The 19435-nt window shown below is 74.4% G+C and carries 19 protein-coding genes; 10 read left to right on the top strand and 9 right to left on the bottom strand.

Translation table 11 applies throughout. The annotated features are described in order from the left end of the window. Positions 1-12: 12 nt before the first annotated feature. Together ABD994_RS27685 and ABD994_RS27680 are read right to left on the bottom strand one after the other, a co-directional pair. Positions 13-1902, bottom strand: a complete 1890-nt coding sequence (locus ABD994_RS27685) for an oxidoreductase (RefSeq protein ID WP_345423556.1) — start codon at positions 1900-1902, stop codon at positions 13-15. Further along, positions 1899-3725, bottom strand: coding sequence for an oxidoreductase (locus ABD994_RS27680; RefSeq protein ID WP_345423553.1), 1827 nt, complete (start codon positions 3723-3725; stop codon positions 1899-1901). The genes ABD994_RS27685 and ABD994_RS27680 overlap by 4 nt, the downstream gene beginning before the upstream one ends. A 116-nt stretch (positions 3726-3841) precedes the next feature. Here ABD994_RS27680 and ABD994_RS27675 point away from each other — a divergent pair, with 116 nt between their 5' ends. Together ABD994_RS27675 and ABD994_RS27670 are read left to right on the top strand one after the other, a co-directional pair. After that, the gene (locus tag ABD994_RS27675) at positions 3842-5359 is read left to right on the top strand and encodes an Hsp70 family protein (RefSeq protein WP_345423550.1); all 1518 of its coding nucleotides are present in this window, start codon (positions 3842-3844) and stop codon (positions 5357-5359) included. Positions 5360-5429: 70 nt separating this feature from the next. Beyond that, positions 5430-6044: a hypothetical protein gene (locus ABD994_RS27670; protein ID WP_345423547.1), complete on the top strand. Its 615-nt coding sequence runs from the start codon at positions 5430-5432 to the stop codon at positions 6042-6044. Positions 6045-6053: 9 nt separating this feature from the next. Here ABD994_RS27670 and ABD994_RS27665 read toward each other — a convergent pair whose 3' ends face one another. From ABD994_RS27665 to mftA, 5 genes are all read right to left on the bottom strand, one after another. After that, on the bottom strand, positions 6054-6323 hold the full coding sequence (locus ABD994_RS27665; protein ID WP_345423544.1) for a hypothetical protein: 270 nt from the start codon (positions 6321-6323) through the stop codon (positions 6054-6056). Positions 6324-6421: 98 nt separating this feature from the next. Continuing rightward, on the bottom strand, positions 6422-7258 hold the full coding sequence (locus ABD994_RS27660) for an alpha/beta fold hydrolase (protein WP_345423541.1): 837 nt from the start codon (positions 7256-7258) through the stop codon (positions 6422-6424). 137 nt (positions 7259-7395) lie between these two features. Next, complete coding sequence (gene mftC, locus ABD994_RS27655; protein ID WP_345423538.1) at positions 7396-8607, bottom strand: mycofactocin radical SAM maturase; 1212 nt, start codon at positions 8605-8607, stop codon at positions 7396-7398. Then, positions 8604-8942: a mycofactocin biosynthesis chaperone MftB gene (gene mftB / locus ABD994_RS27650; protein WP_345423535.1), complete on the bottom strand. Its 339-nt coding sequence runs from the start codon at positions 8940-8942 to the stop codon at positions 8604-8606. The genes mftC and mftB overlap by 4 nt, the downstream gene beginning before the upstream one ends. Next, entirely contained in the window at positions 8942-9019 is a 78-nt protein-coding gene (gene mftA / locus ABD994_RS27645; protein WP_345423581.1) for a mycofactocin precursor MftA, read from the bottom strand. Before mftA ends, mftB begins: the two co-directional genes overlap by 1 nt. A 143-nt stretch (positions 9020-9162) precedes the next feature. Between mftA and ABD994_RS27640 the strand changes: the two genes are divergently transcribed. The 4 genes from ABD994_RS27640 to ABD994_RS27625 all read left to right on the top strand — a co-directional run bounded on the left by ABD994_RS27640 (position 9163) and on the right by ABD994_RS27625 (position 11580). Next, on the top strand, positions 9163-9741 hold the full coding sequence (locus ABD994_RS27640) for an acyl-CoA-like ligand-binding transcription factor (RefSeq protein ID WP_345423532.1): 579 nt from the start codon (positions 9163-9165) through the stop codon (positions 9739-9741). After that, a complete protein-coding gene (locus tag ABD994_RS27635) occupies positions 9738-10109 on the top strand; it encodes a GntR family transcriptional regulator (protein WP_345423528.1) in 372 nt (123 codons plus the stop codon). Before ABD994_RS27640 ends, ABD994_RS27635 begins: the two co-directional genes overlap by 4 nt. Positions 10110-10306: 197 nt before the next feature. After that, on the top strand, positions 10307-10789 hold the full coding sequence (locus ABD994_RS27630; RefSeq protein ID WP_345423525.1) for a hypothetical protein: 483 nt from the start codon (positions 10307-10309) through the stop codon (positions 10787-10789). 245 nt (positions 10790-11034) lie between these two features. Further along, complete coding sequence (locus ABD994_RS27625) at positions 11035-11580, top strand: hypothetical protein (protein WP_345423522.1); 546 nt, start codon at positions 11035-11037, stop codon at positions 11578-11580. A gap of 72 nt (positions 11581-11652) precedes the next feature. Here the strand turns inward: ABD994_RS27625 and ABD994_RS27620 are convergent, their stop codons facing one another. Beyond that, the gene (locus tag ABD994_RS27620; protein ID WP_345423520.1) at positions 11653-12360 is read right to left on the bottom strand and encodes an SDR family NAD(P)-dependent oxidoreductase; all 708 of its coding nucleotides are present in this window, start codon (positions 12358-12360) and stop codon (positions 11653-11655) included. A gap of 248 nt (positions 12361-12608) precedes the next feature. On the opposite strand from ABD994_RS27620, the gene mdo reads away from it, so the two are divergent. The 4 genes from mdo (at position 12609) to mftM (ending at position 17772) form a co-directional block, all read left to right on the top strand. Then, complete coding sequence (gene mdo, locus ABD994_RS27615; RefSeq protein WP_345423516.1) at positions 12609-13901, top strand: NDMA-dependent methanol dehydrogenase; 1293 nt, start codon at positions 12609-12611, stop codon at positions 13899-13901. Between the two features lie 95 nt (positions 13902-13996). Beyond that, positions 13997-15262 (top strand): AAA family ATPase, encoded by a 1266-nt coding sequence (locus ABD994_RS27610; protein ID WP_345423513.1) that lies wholly within the window; start codon positions 13997-13999, stop codon positions 15260-15262. Between the two features lie 30 nt (positions 15263-15292). Next, complete coding sequence (locus ABD994_RS27605; protein ID WP_345423510.1) at positions 15293-16837, top strand: VWA domain-containing protein; 1545 nt, start codon at positions 15293-15295, stop codon at positions 16835-16837. Continuing rightward, on the top strand, positions 16834-17772 hold the full coding sequence (gene mftM / locus ABD994_RS27600; RefSeq protein WP_345423507.1) for a mycofactocin oligosaccharide methyltransferase MftM: 939 nt from the start codon (positions 16834-16836) through the stop codon (positions 17770-17772). The genes ABD994_RS27605 and mftM overlap by 4 nt, the downstream gene beginning before the upstream one ends. Here mftM and ABD994_RS27595 read toward each other — a convergent pair. Beyond that, positions 17769-19268 carry a long-chain-fatty-acid--CoA ligase gene (locus ABD994_RS27595; RefSeq protein ID WP_345423504.1) on the bottom strand — a complete coding sequence of 500 codons (1500 nt, stop codon included), beginning with the start codon at positions 19266-19268 and terminating at the stop codon, positions 17769-17771. The two genes, mftM and ABD994_RS27595, sit on opposite strands and share 4 nt — an antisense overlap. Between the last annotated feature and the right edge of the window lie 167 nt (positions 19269-19435).

The following is a 19435-nucleotide window of genomic DNA, read 5'->3' as shown; positions in this document are numbered from 1 at the left end:
CAGTTCGGGCCCCTATAGGGGCCCGAACTGCTCACATGCCCCGGTGCCCTCCCGGATCGCCGCGTCGAGGTCGCGGGGGGCGACGCAGTCGCCGACGCGGACGACGGGGACGTCCGTGACCAGCTCCGGGACGTACGGCGCCGGCGGGCCCGCGTGCACGACCCAGTCCGGGGTCCACGTCTCCCGCACGCCCGTGAGGTGGTGCAGGAGGTCCAGGACGCCGTCGCGCGCGCCCAGGACGACGCGATCGGTGAGCTCGGTGATCCCGAGGTCGGCGGCGCGGCGGCGCCACCGCTCGCGGTCGAGTGTCGGGGCGAGGTCCCCCGCCGCCACGAGCGCCGACGTCACCGTCGTGACGGCCGCCCCGCGACGCGCGAGCAGCTCGGCGGTCGACGTCGCCGCGTGCCCGCGCCCGGCGTCGACGACGAGCACCCGCCCGCCGGGCGCCACCCGCCCGGCGAGCACCTCGGTGACATCGACGACGCGCGCGTCCCAGTCGGGCACGGCGGGCCGGGCGCCGGTCGCGAGCACCACGACGTCGGCGTCCCCGGCCGACGTCACGGGGCTGCGCAGCCGCACGGCCACCCCGGCCTCCCTCGCCTCGTACGCGAGGTCCGCGACGGCGTGCGCGAGCTCCCCGCGTTCCGGGGCCCGTGCGGCCAGCGCCAGCTGCCCGCCCAGGACGTCGGACGCCTCGGCCAGCGTCACCGCGTGCCCGGCCCGCGCCGCGGACACCGCCGCCGCCAGCCCCGCGGGCCCGCCGCCGACCACCAGCACGCGAGCGACCGGGGACTCTGCGCGCGGAGAAGCAGCGAGGTCATTCGCTGCTTCCCGGCCCGCCGACGGGTTCACCGCGCACCCCAGGCGCTGGTTGAGGCCCACGCGGGCGATGCACTCCTGGTTGCAGCCGATGCAGCGCCGCACCCGCTCGCCGCGCAGCGCCTTCGCCGCGAACGCGGGGTCGGCGATCTGCCCGCGCACGACACCGACGAGGTCGCAGTCCCCGGCGCGCACGGTGTCCCGCGCGTGCGCCGGCGTCGTGAACCTCCCGACACCGATCACCGGCACCGACACCGCCGCCCGCACCGCCGACGGCACGTGCGCCGCGTAGCCCGCCGGCACGCCCATCGGCGGCTCGATCATCGGCAGGGTCCGGGTGGCGACGCCGACGGCGGTGCTGACGTAGTCGACGTGCGCCTCCACCGCCCGGGCGACGGCGACGGCGTCGGCCGCGGTGAGCCCGCCGGGCACGCCCTCGTCGCCCTGCACCCGCACCCCGAGCACGTGGTCGGGCCCGATCGCCTCGCGGACCGCGCGCAGCACGGACAGCAGGAAGGTCAGCGCCCGCGGCGACCGCGACGACACCAGCTGGCGGATCAGCGACGCCTGCGAGCACTGCACCTCGACCCCGTCGAGCCCGCCCGCGGCGACGTGCGACGCGACGAGCCCGAACCCGTCGACCAGCCGCGCGAGCCCGGCGTCGGACAGCGGCCGGGGCACCTCGCGGAACATCGGGTCCGGCTCGTCGTCGGCGCCGTCGACGGGGGTGAGGGAGTACAGCGACGACGACTGCCCGCCGTTGTGCCCGAGCTGCGCCACGACGAGCGCGCCGTGGGCGTGCACGGCCTCGGCGATCGCCCGGTAGCCCGGGACGACGGCGGGGTCGGTGCCGTCGACGAGTTTCTCGTAGGGCCGGTCGGCGGGGTCGACCGACTGCTCCTCGGTGATCACCAGCCCGGCCCCGCCCGCGGCGCGGGCCCCGTAGTACGCGGCGTGCTGCGGGGTGGGGCGCCGCGCCACCGCCGCGTTCGTGAGGTGGGCGGGGAAGACGATGCGGTTCCGCGCGACGCGCGGCCCGAGCCGCACGGGATCGCCCAGGCCCATCACCCGCGGCCCGGTCATGCCAGTAGCTCCCGGGCCGCCACCCGGCCCTCGCGGACGGCCTCGGCGACGGTCCGCGGCGCGACGGCGTCGCCGACGACGTGCAGCCCCGGGCGCGGGGCCGGCGTGGACGGTGCCCGGCGCGGGCCCGCGTCGACGAGCACCGCGGCGGGCAGGGTCGTGGTGGCGCCGGTGACGACGTCGGCGACGGTCACCGCGTCGGCCGAGCGGCCCGTCACCCGCGCCTCGGTGACCCGCCGGACCCCGGCGCGCGCGAGGCGGGCCTGGGCGTCGACGAGGTCGCCGGTGCGGGCCAGGCCCGGTCCCACGAGCACGCCGGGCGCCACGATCGCGACCTCGCGCCCGTCCGCGGCGAGCCGCTCGGCCAGGGCGACGGCCGCGCCGTCGCCCAGCGGGTCGTCGAGCACCACCGGCCCGGGCGGAACCCCGTGGGACAGCGCCGCCGCGATCGGTGTCGCCCGCCCCGGACGGTCGACGCCACCGGTCGCGACCACCACCCGCCCCGCGGCCGGCACCTCCGCCGACGTCCCCAGCGCCACCGTCACCCCGAGCGCGCCCAGCTCGTCGGCGTACCAGGCGACGAGACGCGCGAACCGCTCCCGCCCCGGCAGCCCCGCGACGTGGCGCAGCAGCCCGCCGGGGGCGTCGTCGCGCTCGACCAGCCGCACCGGTACCCCGGCCCGGGCGAGACAGAGCGCGGCCTCCAGCCCGGCCGGGCCGGCGCCCACCACGAGCACCGGCTCGACGGTGGGCCCGGTCGCGGTGACGGCCGGCGCCACCGTGCACCCGATCCGCGGGTTGCGGACGTCGCGCACCCGGCAGTGCTGGTTGGTCAGGACGCACGGGCGGGGTACGGCGCCGCCGCGGACGGTCGCGACGAGGTCGGGTGCGGCGAGCTGGGCGCGGGTCATCTCGACGAGGTCGGCGTCCCCGGAGGCGAGGACGTCGTCGGCGAGTGCCGGGTCGACGACGCTGCCGGCCAGCACCGTCGCCACCCCGTCGACCCGCACGGACCGGACCGTGCCGCGCAGGAAGCCGGGCGCGGTGTGGGCGTCGGGCCGCGTCGCGCCCACCGACAGCGCCGAGCCCCGCACCGGCACGACCACGTCGACGAGGTGGGCCACCCGCCCCAGCACCTCCCGCGCGGACGCCGGGGTGACGCCCGCCCACGGCGCGAGCTCGTCGACGGTCAGGCGCAGCCCGACGACCGCGGACCCGACCGCGGCGCGCACCGCCGCCAGCACCTCGACGAGAAGCAGCGCCCGGTCCGCGCCGTACGCGTCGTCGCGGTGGTTGGTCAGGCCCGACAGGAACTGCCGCAGCAGCGCGTGCTGCCCGGCCGCCACCTCGACCCCGTCGCAGCCCGCGGCCACCGCCGCCGCGGCCGCGTCGGCGAAGCCGGCCACGACCGCCGCGATCCCGTCCTCGTCGAGCGCCGCGGGCACCTCCCCGCTCGCCGGGTCGGGGACGGGCGAGGGCGCGTGCAGGGGGCCGCGGGTGTGGGCCGACGAGCCCTGGCCGCCCGCGTGCCCGAGCCCGGCGAGCACGAGCGCCGGCCGGCACGCCTCGGCGATCGCCGACCACCCGGGGCCGCACTCGGCGGCGAGCGGCGCGTCCTCGTAGGGATGGTCCCCGGCGACCACCGACGCCACCTCCGTGACGATCACCCCCGTCCCGCCCGCGGCCCGCGCCCGGTAGTGCGCGACGTGGCCGGGCCCGAGCGCCCGCGGCCGGCGCGGGTCGGCGAGGTGGGTGACGTGGGGGCCGAAGAGCACGCGCGCGGGCGCCGTGCGCCCGCCGAGCACGACGGGGTCGCCCAGCACCGCCCGCACGCTAGTCGCGGCCCGCCGCGCGCGCCTGACCGGCGGGAACGAGGGCCAGCACCCCCGCGGGGTGGGGTCTACCCCACTCTCCCGGCGGCGGTCCGGCGCGAGGCTTCGTGACCAGAACACCCGCCCCGGCGCAGGAGACCACGATGACCTACCACCTCGGTGTCGACCTCGGCACGACGACCACCACCGCCGCCGTCCACCGCGCCGGGCGGGTCGGCGTCGTCGCCCTCGGCGAGCAGAGCGCCGCCATGCCCTCGGTCCTGGTCTGGAGCGCGGAGGGTCCGCCGCTCGTCGGCGACGAGGCGATGCGGCAGGCCGTCACCGAACCCACCCGCGCGGCGGCCGGCATCCGCCCCCGCATCGCCGACCCGAACCCGATGACCATCGACGGCGCCCCCTTCGCCGCGAGCGCGCTGCTCGGCGTGCTGCTGCGCCGCGTCGTCGACCGCGTCGCCGAGCGCGAGGGCGGCGCCCCGGCGTCGATCGTGCTCACCCACCCCGCCGGCTGGGGCACCGAGGAGCGCACCGCCTTCGCCGGTGTCGCCGACGCCCTGGGCCTCGGCGCCGTCGCGCTGACCACGGAGCCCGAGGCCGTCGCCCGCCAGTACGCGGCCGGCGCCGAGCTCGTCGACGGGATGACCCTGGCCGTCGTGGGCCTTGGCGGCGGCAGTGTCGACGCGACCGTGCTGGCCCACCGCGCGGGCACCTTCACCGTCCTCGGCCGCCCCGAGTCCGTCAGCCACGCCGTGGACGCGCAGCCAGCCGGCGACCTCGTCGCCGGCGCCGCGTCCCGTGCCCTCGCGAGCGCACAGGTCGACACGCCCGACCTCGTCCTGCTCGCCGGGCGCTCGACGCGCATCGGCTCGGTCGCCGCCGAGCTCACCGCGGCGCTCGGGTGCCCCCTGGCCGTCGACCAGGAGCCCGAGCACGCGATCGCGCTCGGCGCCGCCCGGATCGCCGGCGACCGCGCAGAGGCCACGACCCGCGCCGTCCTCCTGCCCCCGGCCCGGCCCGCGGCCGTGCACCCCGCGATGGCGTCGTACGCCCCGCCCTCGACGCCCCTCGCCGCGCCCCTCGCCGCACCGGTCTCCGCCCCGATCTCCGCGCCCGTCCGCACGCGCTCCCGCCGCGGGCTCGCGCTCGCCGTCGCGGCCGTCGCCGTGGTGGTCGGCGGCCTCGGCGGCGGCGCGCTCGCCCTCGCCGGGGCGGCGTCCCCGGCCGCCGCCGAGCCCGTGCCGGTCGCGGCCGTCGAGGCCGCCCCGCCCGCCGAGCCCACCACCACGACGACGTCGCCCACCCCGACCGTCGCCGCGGTGACCGCGCCCGAGCGCTCGGCCGGCACGGACACGCCCCGCGGCGACACCACCACGTCGTCGAGCAGCTCCACGCGGTCGTCCTCCTCGGGCTCCCGGGACGACCGGGGCTCCGACACCCACCACGGCACCGACACCGACCACGACACCGACCACGGGACCGACCACGGCACCGACCACGGCACCGACCACGGCACCGACACCGACACCGACCACGGGACCGACGGCGGACACGGTGGCTCCGGCAGCAGCAGCTCCGGGACCTCCGGTGGCGACCACGGCACCGGCGGCACCTCGTCGGCCGGCAGCTGAGCAGATCGTGACTACACCCCGTCACCGGCGTCTTGTCCCGATCGTCCTCACAGGTGAAGGATCGTCGACCATGTCCTTTCCCTTCGGCGCCTCGTCACTCGACGACACCGAACGCTCCCGGCTGGCCCGGAACCTGGTGATCGCCGCGATCGGCGTCGAGGTCGTCGCCGTCGCCGCCCTGGTCCTCGTGGTCCTGACGTCGCGGTCGACCAGCGCGCTGGTGCTGGCCGTCGCGGGCATCGTCGTCGCGTCGCTGCTGACGATGCTCGCGGTCGCGAACCTCGTCCGGACGCGCATCCACGCCGCGATGTGGGGCGTGGCGCGGTCGGCGACCGCGGGCGTCCACGCCGGCGGGGCCGGCGCCGGTCGGTACGGCGCCGGTGGGTACGGCGCGGGCGGCCACGGCGGCCACCGCGGGGGCTCGTGGGCGGCCGCGACCCCCTGGCCCGACCCGACGTGGGAGTACTGGCACGCCCACCACGTCCCCGACACCGGCGGCCCGTACGACCACGGCCACCACGACCACGGACACCACCACCACGGCGGCCACGAGAGCGGGCACCACGGCCACGACCACGGCTCCTGGAGCGACGCGGGCTCGTCGAGCAGCGACTCGTCGTCGAGCAGCGACTCCGGCTCGTCGAGCAGCGACTCCGGGTCGTCGTCGAGCAGCTCGTTCGACTGACCCCGCGGGTCAGCGCACGAGGCGCAGCGCCGGCCGCGCCGGCGGCGCGGGAGGCGCTGCCTCGGCCGCGCCGTCATCGAGCACGCGCAGCGCCTCGATGAGGCAGTGCAGCAGCGCGTCACGGGGGACGGAGCGGGAGATCCACACCTGGCGGGTGTCGGGGTCGGCCACCCACGCGGTGCGGCCCTCGAGCGGGACCCAGTAGACGCTGACGCCCGCCTCGGTGAGCAGGGGCAGGGCGGCCAGCGGCTCCGGGAGGGGCTGCGGTGTCGCGGTCACACCAGGTCCAACGCGCCGATCATGGAACCGGATCGAAAGTGGGTACGTCCGGCCTGATCTGTCTCGGCAGGAGACGTAACGGACTCCACGCTTCGGAGTCAGGCGGTCACCGGCGATGACGTCGCGACGCGGGCGAGGACCGGCCGGAGCATCGCCACGAGCTCGGCGGGGTGCGAGGCCTGGGGAACGTGCGCCCCGGGCGTCTCCAGCAGGGGCACCCCGAGACCGTCGGCGACCCACTGCGCTGCCTCCCAGAACCAGTGGCCGGGGGCGGTGGGGTCGCGGTTCTCGGCACCCGACGCGACGACGCAGGGGACCCGGACGCCGGAGAGCTGCTCCACGGTGGGCAGGTAGCCCATGATCGGCTCCATCTCGACCGCGAACAGGACCTCGCCGTTGCCCAGCATGCGGTCCCGGAGGTCCGGGGCGAACGCGTCGTAGACCTCGTCGCCGCTGACGCTCCGCAGGAACAGCTCGGTGGCGCGCGCCGGGCCGCCCTGGGCCATGCCGTCGGTGATGATCTGCTGGAGGGTGCCGAGGACCTCGTCCGGGTGCGAGGTCACCGCGGCGAACGGAGGTTCGTGCAGGACCGCCCCGCGCAGCAGGTCGGGCCGACGGAGCACGAGGTCGGTGAGGATCAACGCCCCGGCGCTGTTGCCGTAGACGAGCGCGGGCGCGAGGCCCAGTGCCTCGATCAGCGCGGCGGCGTCGTCGGCCTGCTCGGGGAGCGACGCCGTGGTGTACCCCTCGGGCCGGGGGCTGCGCGAGTTCGCGCGCCGGTCGTAGGTGACGACGGTGTACTCGTCGGCCAGGGCGTCGGCCACCTCGGTCCAGTGCCCGGCGTCGCCGGTGGCACCCGAGATGAACAACAACGGTGGACCGGCGCCCCGCTGCTCGTGGTAGAGCGTCGTGCCGTTGACGTCGATCGTGGCCATACCGTCTCCCGCTCGTCGGGTCCTGGACGAGCAGGCTCGCGCTCCGCACCGGCGCGCGGCGAGGGAACGGCGGGAAGTACGTACGCGGCGGGCCTCACCCCGGTGCCGCGGGGATCGCCCGCGGCACCGGGGGAGCGTCAGTTGACCCGGATCCCCGCCGGGAGGCGGCGGCCCTCGCCGGCGAGGGGGTCGGAGTCGCAGGCCTTGTCCGGGCGGCGCACCGACAGCGTCAGCGGTACCGGCTCCCGGTCCCGGGGCTTGGTGCGGTGCGAGTGGTCCAACGACGGCTTGGGGATCACGGTGTCCATCTCCAGCTTGGCGAGCTCGCGCTCACCGTTGCCGAGGACGCACTCCGGGTCCGGGCCGTCGAGCGGCAGGCCGGTGAAGAACTTCGCCGCCATGCAGCCGCCCTGGCAGGCGTCGTAGTGCGAGCACTTCGTGCACGCGCCCCCGGACTGGGGGCCCCGCAGCTCGGCGAACAGCTCCGAGTGCTGCCAGACCTCCTGGAAACCGCCCTCGGACCGCACGTTCCCGGCCAGGAACTGGTCGTGGATCGCGAACGGGCAGGCGTACACGTCGCCGACCGGGTCGATGAGGCACACGACGCGACCGGCGCCGCAGAGGTTGAGCCCCGGCAGCTCCTGGCCGTAGGCCGAGAGGTGGAAGAACGAGTCGCCGGTGAGGACGTCCTCCCCGCGCGCGACCAGCCACTCGTAGAGCTGCCTCTGCTGGGCCTGGGTCGGGTGCAGCTCGTCCCAGGTGTCCGCGCCGCGGCCCGACGGGCGCAGGCGGGTGATCCGCAGCTGGGCGCCGTAGCGGTCGGCGATCGCCTTGAAGTCGTCGAGCTGGTCGACGTTCTGGCGCGTCACCACCACGCTGATCTTGAACTGGCCGAACCCGGCCTCGTGCAGGTTCTCCATCGCGCGGATCGCGGTGTCGAACGAGCCCGGCCCGCGGACGTGGTCGTTGACCTCGGCCGTCGCGCCGTCCAGGGAGATCTGGACGTCGACGTAGTCGGTCTGCGCCAGCTGCGCGGCACGGGCCTTGTCCAGCTTGACGCCGTTGGTCGAGAACTTGACCCCCACGTCGTGGGCGATCGCGTAGTCGAGCAGCTCCCAGAAGTCGCTGCGCACCGTCGGCTCGCCGCCGCCGATGTTGACGTAGAAGACCTGCATGCGCTGGAGCTCGTCGATGACGGCCTTGGCCTCGTCGGTCGACAGCTCGCGGGGGTCGCGGCGGCCGGACGAGCTCAGGCAGTGCACGCAGGACAGGTTGCAGGCGTAGGTGAGCTCCCAGGTCAGGCAGATCGGGGAGCTCAGGCCTTCGACGAAGTGGTCGACGAGCTTCATGCCGCGTCCTCCCGGGCCTTGATCGTCCCCGCCTGCGCGAGCCCGGCGAGGGCCTTCAGGTACTGCTCCCGCTGTGGTGCAGGGACCTCGGCGGCCTCGAGGGCGCCGTGGACGTCGGGGTGGTCGCCGAGCACCTCGACGACCCGGACGAGCATCCGGGTCTTGAGGAACGACAGCCGCCGGGTGTGGAAGTCGTAGACCAGGGCGCCGAAGGACTCCGGGCGCAGGGAGACCGAACCGGAGAGCCGGTACGGGCGATCCGCGTCGAAGTGCCCGACGCCGGCGGGGGCCGTGAATCCTGGGGTCGGTCCGGCCCCCGCCGCCGTCGTCGACATCAGTAGACGCCGCACATGCCGTCGATCGAGACCTCTTCGACGAGGGTCTCCTCGACCAGTTCCTCGTGCTCCTCCATCGCGTCCTCCTCACCAGCGGGTGCCTCGGGCGCTGCGAACCGTAAGCGGCACTCGGTGCCATCCGCCAGGGTCGGTCCGGGTGGGAACCGCCTGTCCGAACGGCCGGGGCGGGCCGCCCGACGGGTTGGTAGAGGATGGTGTGGTGACCGGGACGGTGGGGCGGAGCGCACGGGCGCAGCGCCTCGAGAACGTCGCTCTCGAGCTGTTCGCGACCCAGGGCTTCGACGAGACGACGGTGGACGAGCTCGCGGTCGCCGGCGGGGTCGGGCGGCGGACGTTCTTCCGGTACTTCCCGACCAAGCTCGACGTCGTGCTCGGCGAGCTCGACGACGGGCTCGCGGCGCTGGCCGCGGTGCTGGGCGCGCAGCCCGGCGACGACCCGGTCGCCGCCGCCCGCGCGGCGTTCCTCGCGGTCAACCACTACGCGGCCGCCGAGCTGCCCGCCCTGCGCCGCCGGCTCGGGCTCATCGAGGACGTGCCCGAGCTCGCCGCGCGCGCCACCGTGCGCTACCGCGACTGGGAGCAGACCCTCGCCGCCGACGCCGCCCGCCGGTGGGAGGTCGACGCCGGCTCGCTGCGGGCCCAGGTGTTCGGGCGCGCGGTCGTGGCCGCGATGCGGGCCGTGTTCAGCGCCTGGCACGCGCGCCCCGAGGCCGACGCCGACGCGCTCGGCGCCCTGGTCGCGGAGGCGTTCGACCAGCTCGGGCGGGGGTTCTCGTGAGCGCACCCGAGGAGCTCATCGACCTCGACCCCGACTCCGACGACCCGCCGTACTCCCAGCTGCGCGCCCGCGTCACCGAGCTCGCCCGCACCGGCGCGCTGGCCCCGCACACCCGCCTGCCCGCCGTGCGCCGCCTCGCCGGGGAGCTCAACCTCGCCCCCGGCACCGTCGCGCGGGCCTACCGCGAGCTCGAGGCGGCCGGTGTCGTCGAGACCCGCGGCCGGCTCGGGACGTTCGTCGTCGGGGCGGACGCCGCCGCCGACCCGGCCCGCGACCTCGCCGCGGAGTACGCCCGCGCCGTCACTGCGCTCGGCGTCTCCCGCGAGCGGGCGCTCGACCTCGCCCGCGCGGCCCTCGCCGACCTCTGAGCAGGGCGCCGCCGCCCGAGGGGCGTTTGCAGAAGCAACGAACTTGAACGATCTGCCCTCCGGTCGGTACCAAGCGGAACAGGCTCCCCGTCGTGCGCGAAACGCCAGGAGCGGGCCGGCCGACCAGCCCGCGAGCACCCATTGACCGTCCTCACCGTGGCCTGCTCGCACGGCTGGTCCCGGCGTTCACCTGCTTCGTGATCGTCTTTCTGGCGCCAGCGGCGAACGCCGAGGCGGTCGTCGGCCAGATCGTGACCGCGCCCACGCTGCCACCGGCTCCCCCGTGGGGCGCCTGTGGGCGCTCGACGGCGGAGGACAAGATCGTTCGCCAGTTCTCGAACGGGATCACGCTGCGCTGCGGTGGACCGCTGCGCGATCCCGCCCCGCGGTACGGCTACCGCCACATCCAGGTCCGGCACCAGACGGACTTCCAGAACATGGCCTTCGAGACCGGCACGTTCCGCAACTGGCGTGACGTCGCGGACTTCGCGGCGGAGAGCATCGCGGCCGATCCCGACGTGACGGCCCCGGCGCCGGCCGACCAGACGTGCCTGTCACGAGTGGTGTTCCTGATCAACGAGGAGACCGGCCAGAAGGTCCGCGACCAGATCGTCGTCATGTTCATCGACGCGCTGACCAGGAACATCAACACCGTCACACCCCGCGACCGCCAGTGCTAGCGTCTACGGACGTGCCTGGGTCGCCGAGTCCCGAGCTGGATCGGCTGGTCGACTTCCTGCACGAGAACGGTCTCGACGCGCACGCGGAACCAGGGGCGTCCTCGGTGCGCATCGCACCACGCCGATCCGGGGGGCCGCCGGCGGTCCTCGATGTCGACGAGGCGCGCTATCGCCGATACCTCGAACACCTCGGCGCCAGCTCGGCCTCGCGTGCCGATCCCGTCGACCATGCCCGGGGTCTCGCGATGCTCGAGATCCTGGACCACCTGACGACCGATCACGGCGACGGCATCAACCACGTCAGCCGTCTGGCGCTCACCGATGGCGAGCACGGGCTCCGCCTCGTCGAGGAACGCGACGACGACCCCGGAGGGAGGCCTCCGACACCCGCCGGGCCGCACGACGACCCCGCCGTGTACGCGGCCGAGCTCGACGCGCTGGCGCGACACCTGCGCTGTCTCGGCCTCGACGCCGCGAGCGAACCGGCCGCGTCGCTCGTCCGCGTCCGCCCGCGACGGCGGGAGCCACATGCTCGGGCGGTGACGCTGAGCCTGAGGCCGGACCTCTACCGGCAGTACCTCGACGTATTGGAGGCGGAGTTCGAGGCGATCGGCGGCGACCCGGTCGAGCACGCCTGGAGGAGCTGGTGCCGGCTGGTCGTCCACGCCCTCACGGGCACCTCCGCCGAGCCGCGACACCTCCGTCTCGCTCGCTCCGACGACGGCCTGGTCGCCCTCCTGGCGGACGCTCCTGCGGCACAGCACCGGTGGAGCGCCGAGCCCGGAGAATGAGACCGGATGGTTACTGGCTGGTATCGCTCGCCCAGCGAGCGATACCAGCCAGTAACCGCGAGCGCGGCGCCGTCACCAGGGCACCTCGGCCCGGTCCTCCCACAGCCGCCCGGTCGGGGCCGGGTCGGACGGGGTCGAGTCGCGCAGGCAGAGCCACAGCGCGGTGTCCGCGCCCTCGGCGATCGAGCGGGGCGCGTCGGGGCCGCCCATGTCGGTGCGGCAGTGGCCCGGGCAGGTGGCGTCGACGAGCACGCCGCGCCGGCCGAGGGCGAGTTCGTGGGCGAGGTTGCGGGTCAGCGCGTTGAGCCCCGCCTTCGCGACGCGGTAGGGCGCGAGCCCGCCCGCGGTGCCCGGGCCGGTGAGGCGCCCCAGGCACGCGGACACGTTCACCACCCGGCCCCAGCGCCGCCGCGCCATCCCGGGCACCAGCGCCTGGACCAGGGCTAACGGCGCGTCGAGGTCGACCGCGCGGACGTCGCGCCACTCCGCGAGCGAGGCGTCGAGCGTCTTGGAGCGCGGCGAGCTCATCACCGCGGCGGCGTTGACCAGCACGTCCACCTCGAGGCCGTCGACGCGGTCGGCGATGCCGTCGACGTCGGCCAGGTCGTGGGGCAGGGCCCGTCCCCCGAACGACGCCGCGGCCTCGGACAGGGCGGCCGCGTCCCGGGCCATCCCGATCACCGACGCCCCGGCCGCGGCGAGCCCGGCGGCGATCTCGCGGCCGAGCCCGCGGCTCGCGCCGGTGACGAGGGCGGTGCGTCCGGCGAGGTCGGGGCTCACGCCCCGAGAGGTTCCCCCTTCCACCCACCCCACACTGTCGCGTACAACTGGCAACAACAGCTACACGGCAACGCCGCACGATGGTCAGGCGTGCGCCCTGTCCGAAGGTCCAGGACGGGGACCGTCGCCGTGGTCGGGATCACCGCGCGCCCCTGTCCTGGTGACCCGCGCCACGCCTAGCGTCGCGCCGGATCCCGAGGAGCCCGCCCCACGGGCGCTCCCCGGCACGACCCGACGAGAGGACAGTCATGCAGGTTGACGAGCTGCTCAAGCCGTTCCCGATCAAGGAGTTCCACCCCTTCCCGCGGGCGCTCATGGGTCCGGGTTCGCACGAGCTGATCGGCCCCGAGGCCCTGAAGATGGGCTTCAAGAAGACGCTGATCATGACCTCGGGCCTGCGCGGCACGGACATCGTCCACAAGATCTCCGAGTCCATGAAGTGGCACGGGATCGAGACGGTCATCTACGACCAGGTCGAGTCCAACCCCAAGGACTACAACGTCATGGACTCGGTGAAGCTGTACCAGGAGAACTCCTGTGACAGCTTCGTCTCCATCGGCGGCGGCTCGTCGCACGACGCCTGCAAGGGCGCCCGCGTCTCGGTGGCGCACGACGGCCGCAACGTCAACGAGTTCGAGGGCTTCAACCAGTCCGAGAACCCGAAGAACCCGCCGCACATCGCGGTCTCCACCACGGCCGGCACCGGCTCGGAGACGTCGTGGGCCTACGTCATCACCGACACCACGACCGACCCCAACAACCCGCACAAGTACGTCGCGTTCGACGACGCCTCGGTGACCAGCCTGGCGATCGACGACCCGGTGCTCTACTACGACTGCCCGATCGACTTCACCGCCCAGTGCGGCTTCGACGTCCTCGCGCACGCCTCCGAGCCCTACGTCTCGCGCCTGAACTTCGAGCCGAGCCTCGGCAACGCCCTGCACGCCATCGAGCTCACCGCACAGAACCTGCGCGAGGCCGTGTGGAACGGGCAGGACCTCCCCGGCCGCCAGGGCATGATGTACGCGCAGTACATCGCCGCCCAGGCGTTCAACTCCGGCGGCCTCGGGATCATCCACTCGATCTCGCACGCGGTGTCGGCCTTCTACGACACCCACCACGGCCTGAACAACGCCGTCGCGCTCCCCCGCGTGTGGGCGTTCAACATGCCCGTCGCCTACAAGCGCTTCGCGCGCATCGCCGAGGCCATGGGCGTGGACACCACGCACATGACCGACGTCCAGGCCGCCGAGGCCGCGCTCGCCGCCTCCATCCGGCTGCTGCGCGACGTGGGCATCCCGGAGAAGTTCACCGACGTCACCCAGGACTCGTACTCGAAGAACCGTCTGGGCCAGGGCCCCACGAAGTTCTACGAGAACGAGAAGACCATCACGGGCAACGACGCCGACGTGGACCGCATCACCAACCACGTCCTCGGGGACGCCTGCACGCCGGGCAACCCCAAGGAGTGCACGTTCACGACCGTGCGCCCCGTCGTGGACCACTGCATGAACGGTGACCTCGACGACCTGCTCAGCTGATCGTCGCACCGGTGCCCGGTGAGGCCGGCCTCCCGCTGGCCCACCGGGCACCGGTGTGTTCCCCTCGATCCGCCACCCGTAGGGAAGGACCTCGCGTGACCAGCACGACCGACGAGCCGGAGACCGGCGCCCACCCCTTCGCCTCGGTGGAGGAGGTCGTCGACGCGCTCGCCGAGCACGGCTACATCGCCGACCGGCGGCTGGCCACCACCGTCTTCCTGCTGACGCGGCTCGAGAAGCCGCTGCTGCTCGAGGGCCCCGCCGGCGTCGGGAAGACCGAGCTGGCCAAGATGCTCGCGCTGGCCACGGGCCGGCGCTTCCTGCGGCTGCAGTGCTACGAGGGCCAGGACGAGACCAAGGCCCTCTACGAGTGGGACTACGGCAAGCAGCTGCTCTACACCCAGATGCTGCGCGAGAAGATCGCCGAGATCGTCCAGGACGCTCCCGACATCAAGACCTCGGTCGAGCGGATCGCCTCGCAGGACAGCGTCTTCTTCTCCGAGGAGTTCCTCGCCGAGCGCCCCCTCATGGAGGCCATCCGTTCCGACGAGCCCGTCGTGCTGCTGATCGACGAGGTCGACCGCGCCGACGAGGCCCTCGAGGCCGTGCTGCTCGAGACCCTCGGCGAGTTCCAGATCTCGGTGCCCGAGGTCGGCACCTTCAAGGCCGAGAACGCGCCCTACGTCATCCTGACCAGCAACAACACGCGCGACCTGGCCGCCGCCCTCAAGCGCCGCTGCCTGCACCTGTTCCTCGACTACCCGACCGCCGAGCGCGAGCTCGAGATCGTGCGGTCGAAGGACACCGGGCTGCCCGAGGCCGCCGCGCGCGAGCTCGTCGAGGTCGTCCGCGGCCTGCGCGAGCTCGAGCTGCGCAAGGCGCCGAGCATCTCCGAGACCATCGACTGGGCCCGCACGCTCGCCGTGCTCGGCGTCGACGAGCTCAACAGCGCGATCCTCTCCGACACCGTGTCGGTCGTCGTCAAGTACGACAAGGACGTCACGAAGGCCCTCGGGGCGCTGCCCAAGCTCGTCGACCCGAACGCCGAGGTCGCCGACCACGGCCATGGCCATGGCCACGGGCACGGTCACGGGCACGGTCACGGGGACAACGGGCACTCCGCGGGCCCGGCGCCCGCGACCTCGCGCCCCGTCGACGACGACGCGGACGACGGCCCCGACGGCCGGGCGGTGCGCGCGGCGAAGGACCAGGAGGGCCGGCACGTCGGGGTCTACGGCGCCCCCGGCCGCGAGTACCAGGAGAAGGCACGCAGCGGCGAGGCCGAGCCGCCCAAGAAGCGGCCGGTCAGCTCCAGCCAGGGCAGCCGCTCGTTCGGCCTCGGCAAGAAGCGCGCGCTCTAGGCGCGGCGGCGAGCGAGAGGAGGCCCCGGCGTGGAGGCCAGCATCCACCGCTTCGTCCGGCTGCTCCGCATCCGTCAGGTGCGGATCTCCACCTCCGAGGTCCTGGACGCGATGCGCTGCGCGCGCGAGCCGGGGGTGCTCGCCGACCGCGAGACGCTCAAGGCCGCGCTGCGCGTCGCACTGGTCAAGGACATCCGCGACGAGCACACGTTCGACGAGATCTTCGATGCCTTCTTCGCGCTGGTCCGCATCGGCGACGAGCAGCGCGGGCACGGCCACGGGCACGGCCACGACGACCTCGAGGACACCGGCGCGCTGGAGAACTTCACGCTCTCCGACGAGCCGAGCGAGACCCCGCAGGAGGGGCACGACCACGGCACGCCGGTCGACATCAAGGAGTTCTTCGACCCCGAGGACATGGCCCAGCAGTACAACCTGCACCAGGAGGCCAACAAGCTCGACCTCGCGGCGATGACCGACGAGATCGTCTTCTCCAAGGACGGCGCCACCGACCAGACCGGCACCCAGGAGAAGGTCCAGATCGAGACCGACCGCCTCCACGGCGGCGGGCTGCCCGGCGACGTCGCGACGGAGGCGGGCACGAAGGTCGACGCCGACCTCAACGTCGCCCAGCAGGAGGCCCTGCTGGGCTGGCTGCAGGGCGTCGAGGACGGGATGGACGACGAGGGGGACGAGTCCGACGCCATGGCGCTGCGGCGTCGCCTGGCGGGGATGCTCGAGAACCTGCCCGAGGCCATCAAGCGGCACCTCGAGCGGCTGATGGAGATCGAGCAGCGCATCGTCGACGGCGGCCACGCCGACGAGGAGGCCCACCGGGCCGAGGTCGACCGCGCCGAGGAGCACGAGCGCCAGCAGCTCGAGGACTCCCTGCGCCGGCTGGCCAAGACGCTGCACGGCGCGCTGACCCACAAGCGCCGCGAGTCGCCGCGCGGGCGCATCGACCCGGGCCGGACGATGCGGCGCAACATGCGCTTCGACGGCATCCCGTTCCGCCCCGTGACCGTCGCGCGCACCGAGGACAAGCCCCGCCTGGTGATCCTGGCCGACGTCTCGCTGTCGGTGCGCGCCACCGCGCGGTTCACCCTGCACCTCGTGCACGGCCTGCAGGACATGTTCGGGCAGGTGCGCTCGTTCGCGTTCGTCTCCGACCTCATCGAGGTCACCGACCTCTTCGCCGACCACACCGTCGAGGACGCGCTGGGCCTGATCTTCGGCGGCGACCTCATCGACGTCGACGCCAACTCCGACTACGGGACGGCGTTCGGCACGTTCCTCGACGACCACGGCTCGGCGGTCAACCGGCGCTCGACGGTGATCGTGCTGGGTGACGGGCGGGGCAACGGCAACGACGCGAACATGGAGGCGTTCGCCGAGATCACCCGCCGGGCCCGCGAGACGATCTGGCTGACCCCGGAGCCGCGCTACTCGTGGGGCCTCGGCGCCTGCGACCTGCCGCGCTACGCGGAGTTCGTCGACCGCATCCGTGTCGTCCGCGACCTCACCGGGCTCTCCGAGGTCAGCCACGACATGGCCGCCGAGATGATCGGACGGTGACCGGGCTGCGCGACGTCCCCGTCGCGGCCGGGTCGGTGCGGATCGACCCCCTCGCTCCGTCGCACCCGGGGCGCTGGGAGGACGACCGGGTGGTCGTCTGCCACGTCGACCGCGCCCCGGTCCCCGTGCGGCTGGTCGCGTCGCGCCCGCCGGAGCGGGTCACCGAGCACTTCGAGGTGCACCGTCCCGGCGCCCGGCTGCTCGTGCTGCACCGGCTGCGACCCGACGAGCTCGACGACGACATCGCCGGGCTCGTCGCCCGTGAGCTGACCGGTGTCGTCGCCTCGGCCGGCGACTTCGAGCGCGTGTTCACCGGCATCGTGCGCTCGACGATCAGCGACCCGCTCACGGCCTGGTCGACGTTCTACGCCAACTCGCTCGCCGTGCTGCGCGACCCGCGGGAACCCCCGGACCCCGACGCCCCTCCCGAGTCGTCGCTGGCGGCGTTCGCCCCGGTGCACGACCGGGCCCACGCGGAGATCCGCGGGCGGACGGTGCTCGACGTCGGGTCCTGCTTCGGCTTCCTGCCGCTGCGCCTGGCGCAGGAGGGGTTCGACGTCGTCGCCACCGACCACACCGCGGGCACGATGGGCCTGCTCGGGGCGGTGGCCCGGCGCCGCGGGGAGGCCGTGCGCACCGCCGTCGCCGACGCCCGCCACCTGCCCGCCCGCGCCGGCGCGGTGGACACGGTGACCGCCGTGCACCTCCTCGAGCACCTGCCCGCCGCGGACACGACGGCGGTGCTCGACGAGATGGTGCGCGTCGCCCGCCGCCGGGTCGTCGTCGCCGTGCCCTACGAGGACGTCCCCGAGCCGGTCTACGGGCACCTGCGCACCTTCGACCACCCGGGCCTGCACGCCCTCGGGGAGCGCACGGGCCGTCCCTTCACGGTCGCCGACGACCACGGCGGCTGGCTCGTGGTCGAGACCGGCTAGAGGTCCTCGGGCGGCTCGACCTCGCGGCGGAGGATCTTGCCGGTCGGGCCCTTGGGCAGCTCGTCGAGCAGCCAGACGTGGCGGGGGTACTTGTAGGCCGCCACCCGCTCCTTCGCGAAGTCGCGCAGCTCCTCGACGTCCACCTCGGCGCCGGGCCGCAGGGCGACGGCCGCGCCCACCTCCTCGCCGAGGTCGCGGTGCGCGATGCCGATCACGGCCACCTCGGCGACCGCGGAGTGCTCGTAGAGCGCCTCCTCGATCTCGCGCGGGTAGACGTTGTAGCCCCCGCGGATGATCATCTCCTTCTTGCGGTCGACGATGAAGTAGTAGCCGTCGTCGTCGCGGCGGGCCACGTCGCCGGTGCGGAACCAGCCGTCGGGGATCGACTCGGCGGTCGCCTCGGGCCGGCCCCAGTAGCCCTTCATCAGGCCCTCGCCGCGGATGGCGATCTCGCCGGGGTCGTCGCCGGTCACGTCCTCGCCGTCGTCGTCGACCAGGCGCAGCTCCATCCCGGCCACCGGCGTCCCCACCGAACCCGCCTTGCGCTCGGCGTGGGGGTGGTTGAACGAGGCCACCGGTGAGGTCTCGGAGAGCCCGTAGCCCTCCAGCACGATGCAGCCGAAGGTCTCCTCGAACTCGCGGAGCACCTCGACCGGCATCGCCGAGCCCCCGGAGATGCAGCAGCGCAGCGACGACACGTCGTACTGCTCGCGGTCCTCCACGTGCAGCAGGCCGGAGTACATGGTCGGCACGCCCTCGAAGACGGTCACGTGATCGCGCCCGATCATCGACAGCGCCTTCGTCCCGTCGAACCGCGGCAGCAGCGTCAGGCAGGCGCCGCTGCGCACCGCCGAGTTGAGCCCGCACGTCAGCCCGAACACGTGGAACAGCGGCAGGCAGCCCATCACCACGTCGTCGGGGCCGAGCTCGGTCAGCGTGGTCGTCGACGTGCGGGCGTTGGTCGCGAGGTTGGCGTGGGTCAGCTCGGCGCCCTTGGGCGACCCGGTGGTGCCCGAGGTGTAGAGGATGACCGCGGTGTCGTCGTCGTCGCGGTCGACGGGCTCGTCGAGCGGCGCGGCTCCCTCGAGCGTGCCGTCGTCGGGGCCCGCCGCGTCGACCGCGACCACCTCGATGTCCCGGCCCTGCGCGGCCTCGCGCGCGGCGTCGGCGGCCTGGTCCCAGGCGAAGACGAGCGACATCCCCGCGTCGTCGAGGTAGAACTCGATCTCCCGGCCCTTGAGCAGCGGGTTCATCGGGACGACGACGCAGCCCGCCAGCAGGGCGCCGTAGAACACGACCGGGAACGCGGGCACGTTGGGGAAGACCATCCCGACGCGGTCCCCGGCCCCGACGTCGCGGCTGCGCAACAGGCCCGCCACCCCCCGCGCGGCGTCCAGGAACTCCCGGTACGTCATCGTCCGGTCGTCGAGGCGCAGCGCCGGCCGGTCGCCGTGCTGCCCGGACGTCTCCACCAGCGCCGTCGCCAGGTTCGTCATCGCCCACTCCGGGGGTCGGGGTGCTCCAGCGGCGGCGATGTCCGCCACCGTGCGCAGACCCATGCCCCGTCGGGCGCAGGACGAACCTCACATCGGCCGCGCCGTCTCAGACGGGGCAGCCGCGTCCGCGGGCCTGGGCGTGGGGGTCGAGGCGGAACATGGGTCCG

The organism is Actinomycetospora chlora, from assembly GCF_039542135.1.
Taxonomy (GTDB): Bacteria; Actinomycetota; Actinomycetes; order Mycobacteriales; family Pseudonocardiaceae; genus Actinomycetospora; species Actinomycetospora chlora.
Note: the sequence above shows the minus strand (reverse complement) of the source record. Positions and strands in the feature narration are given on the sequence as shown.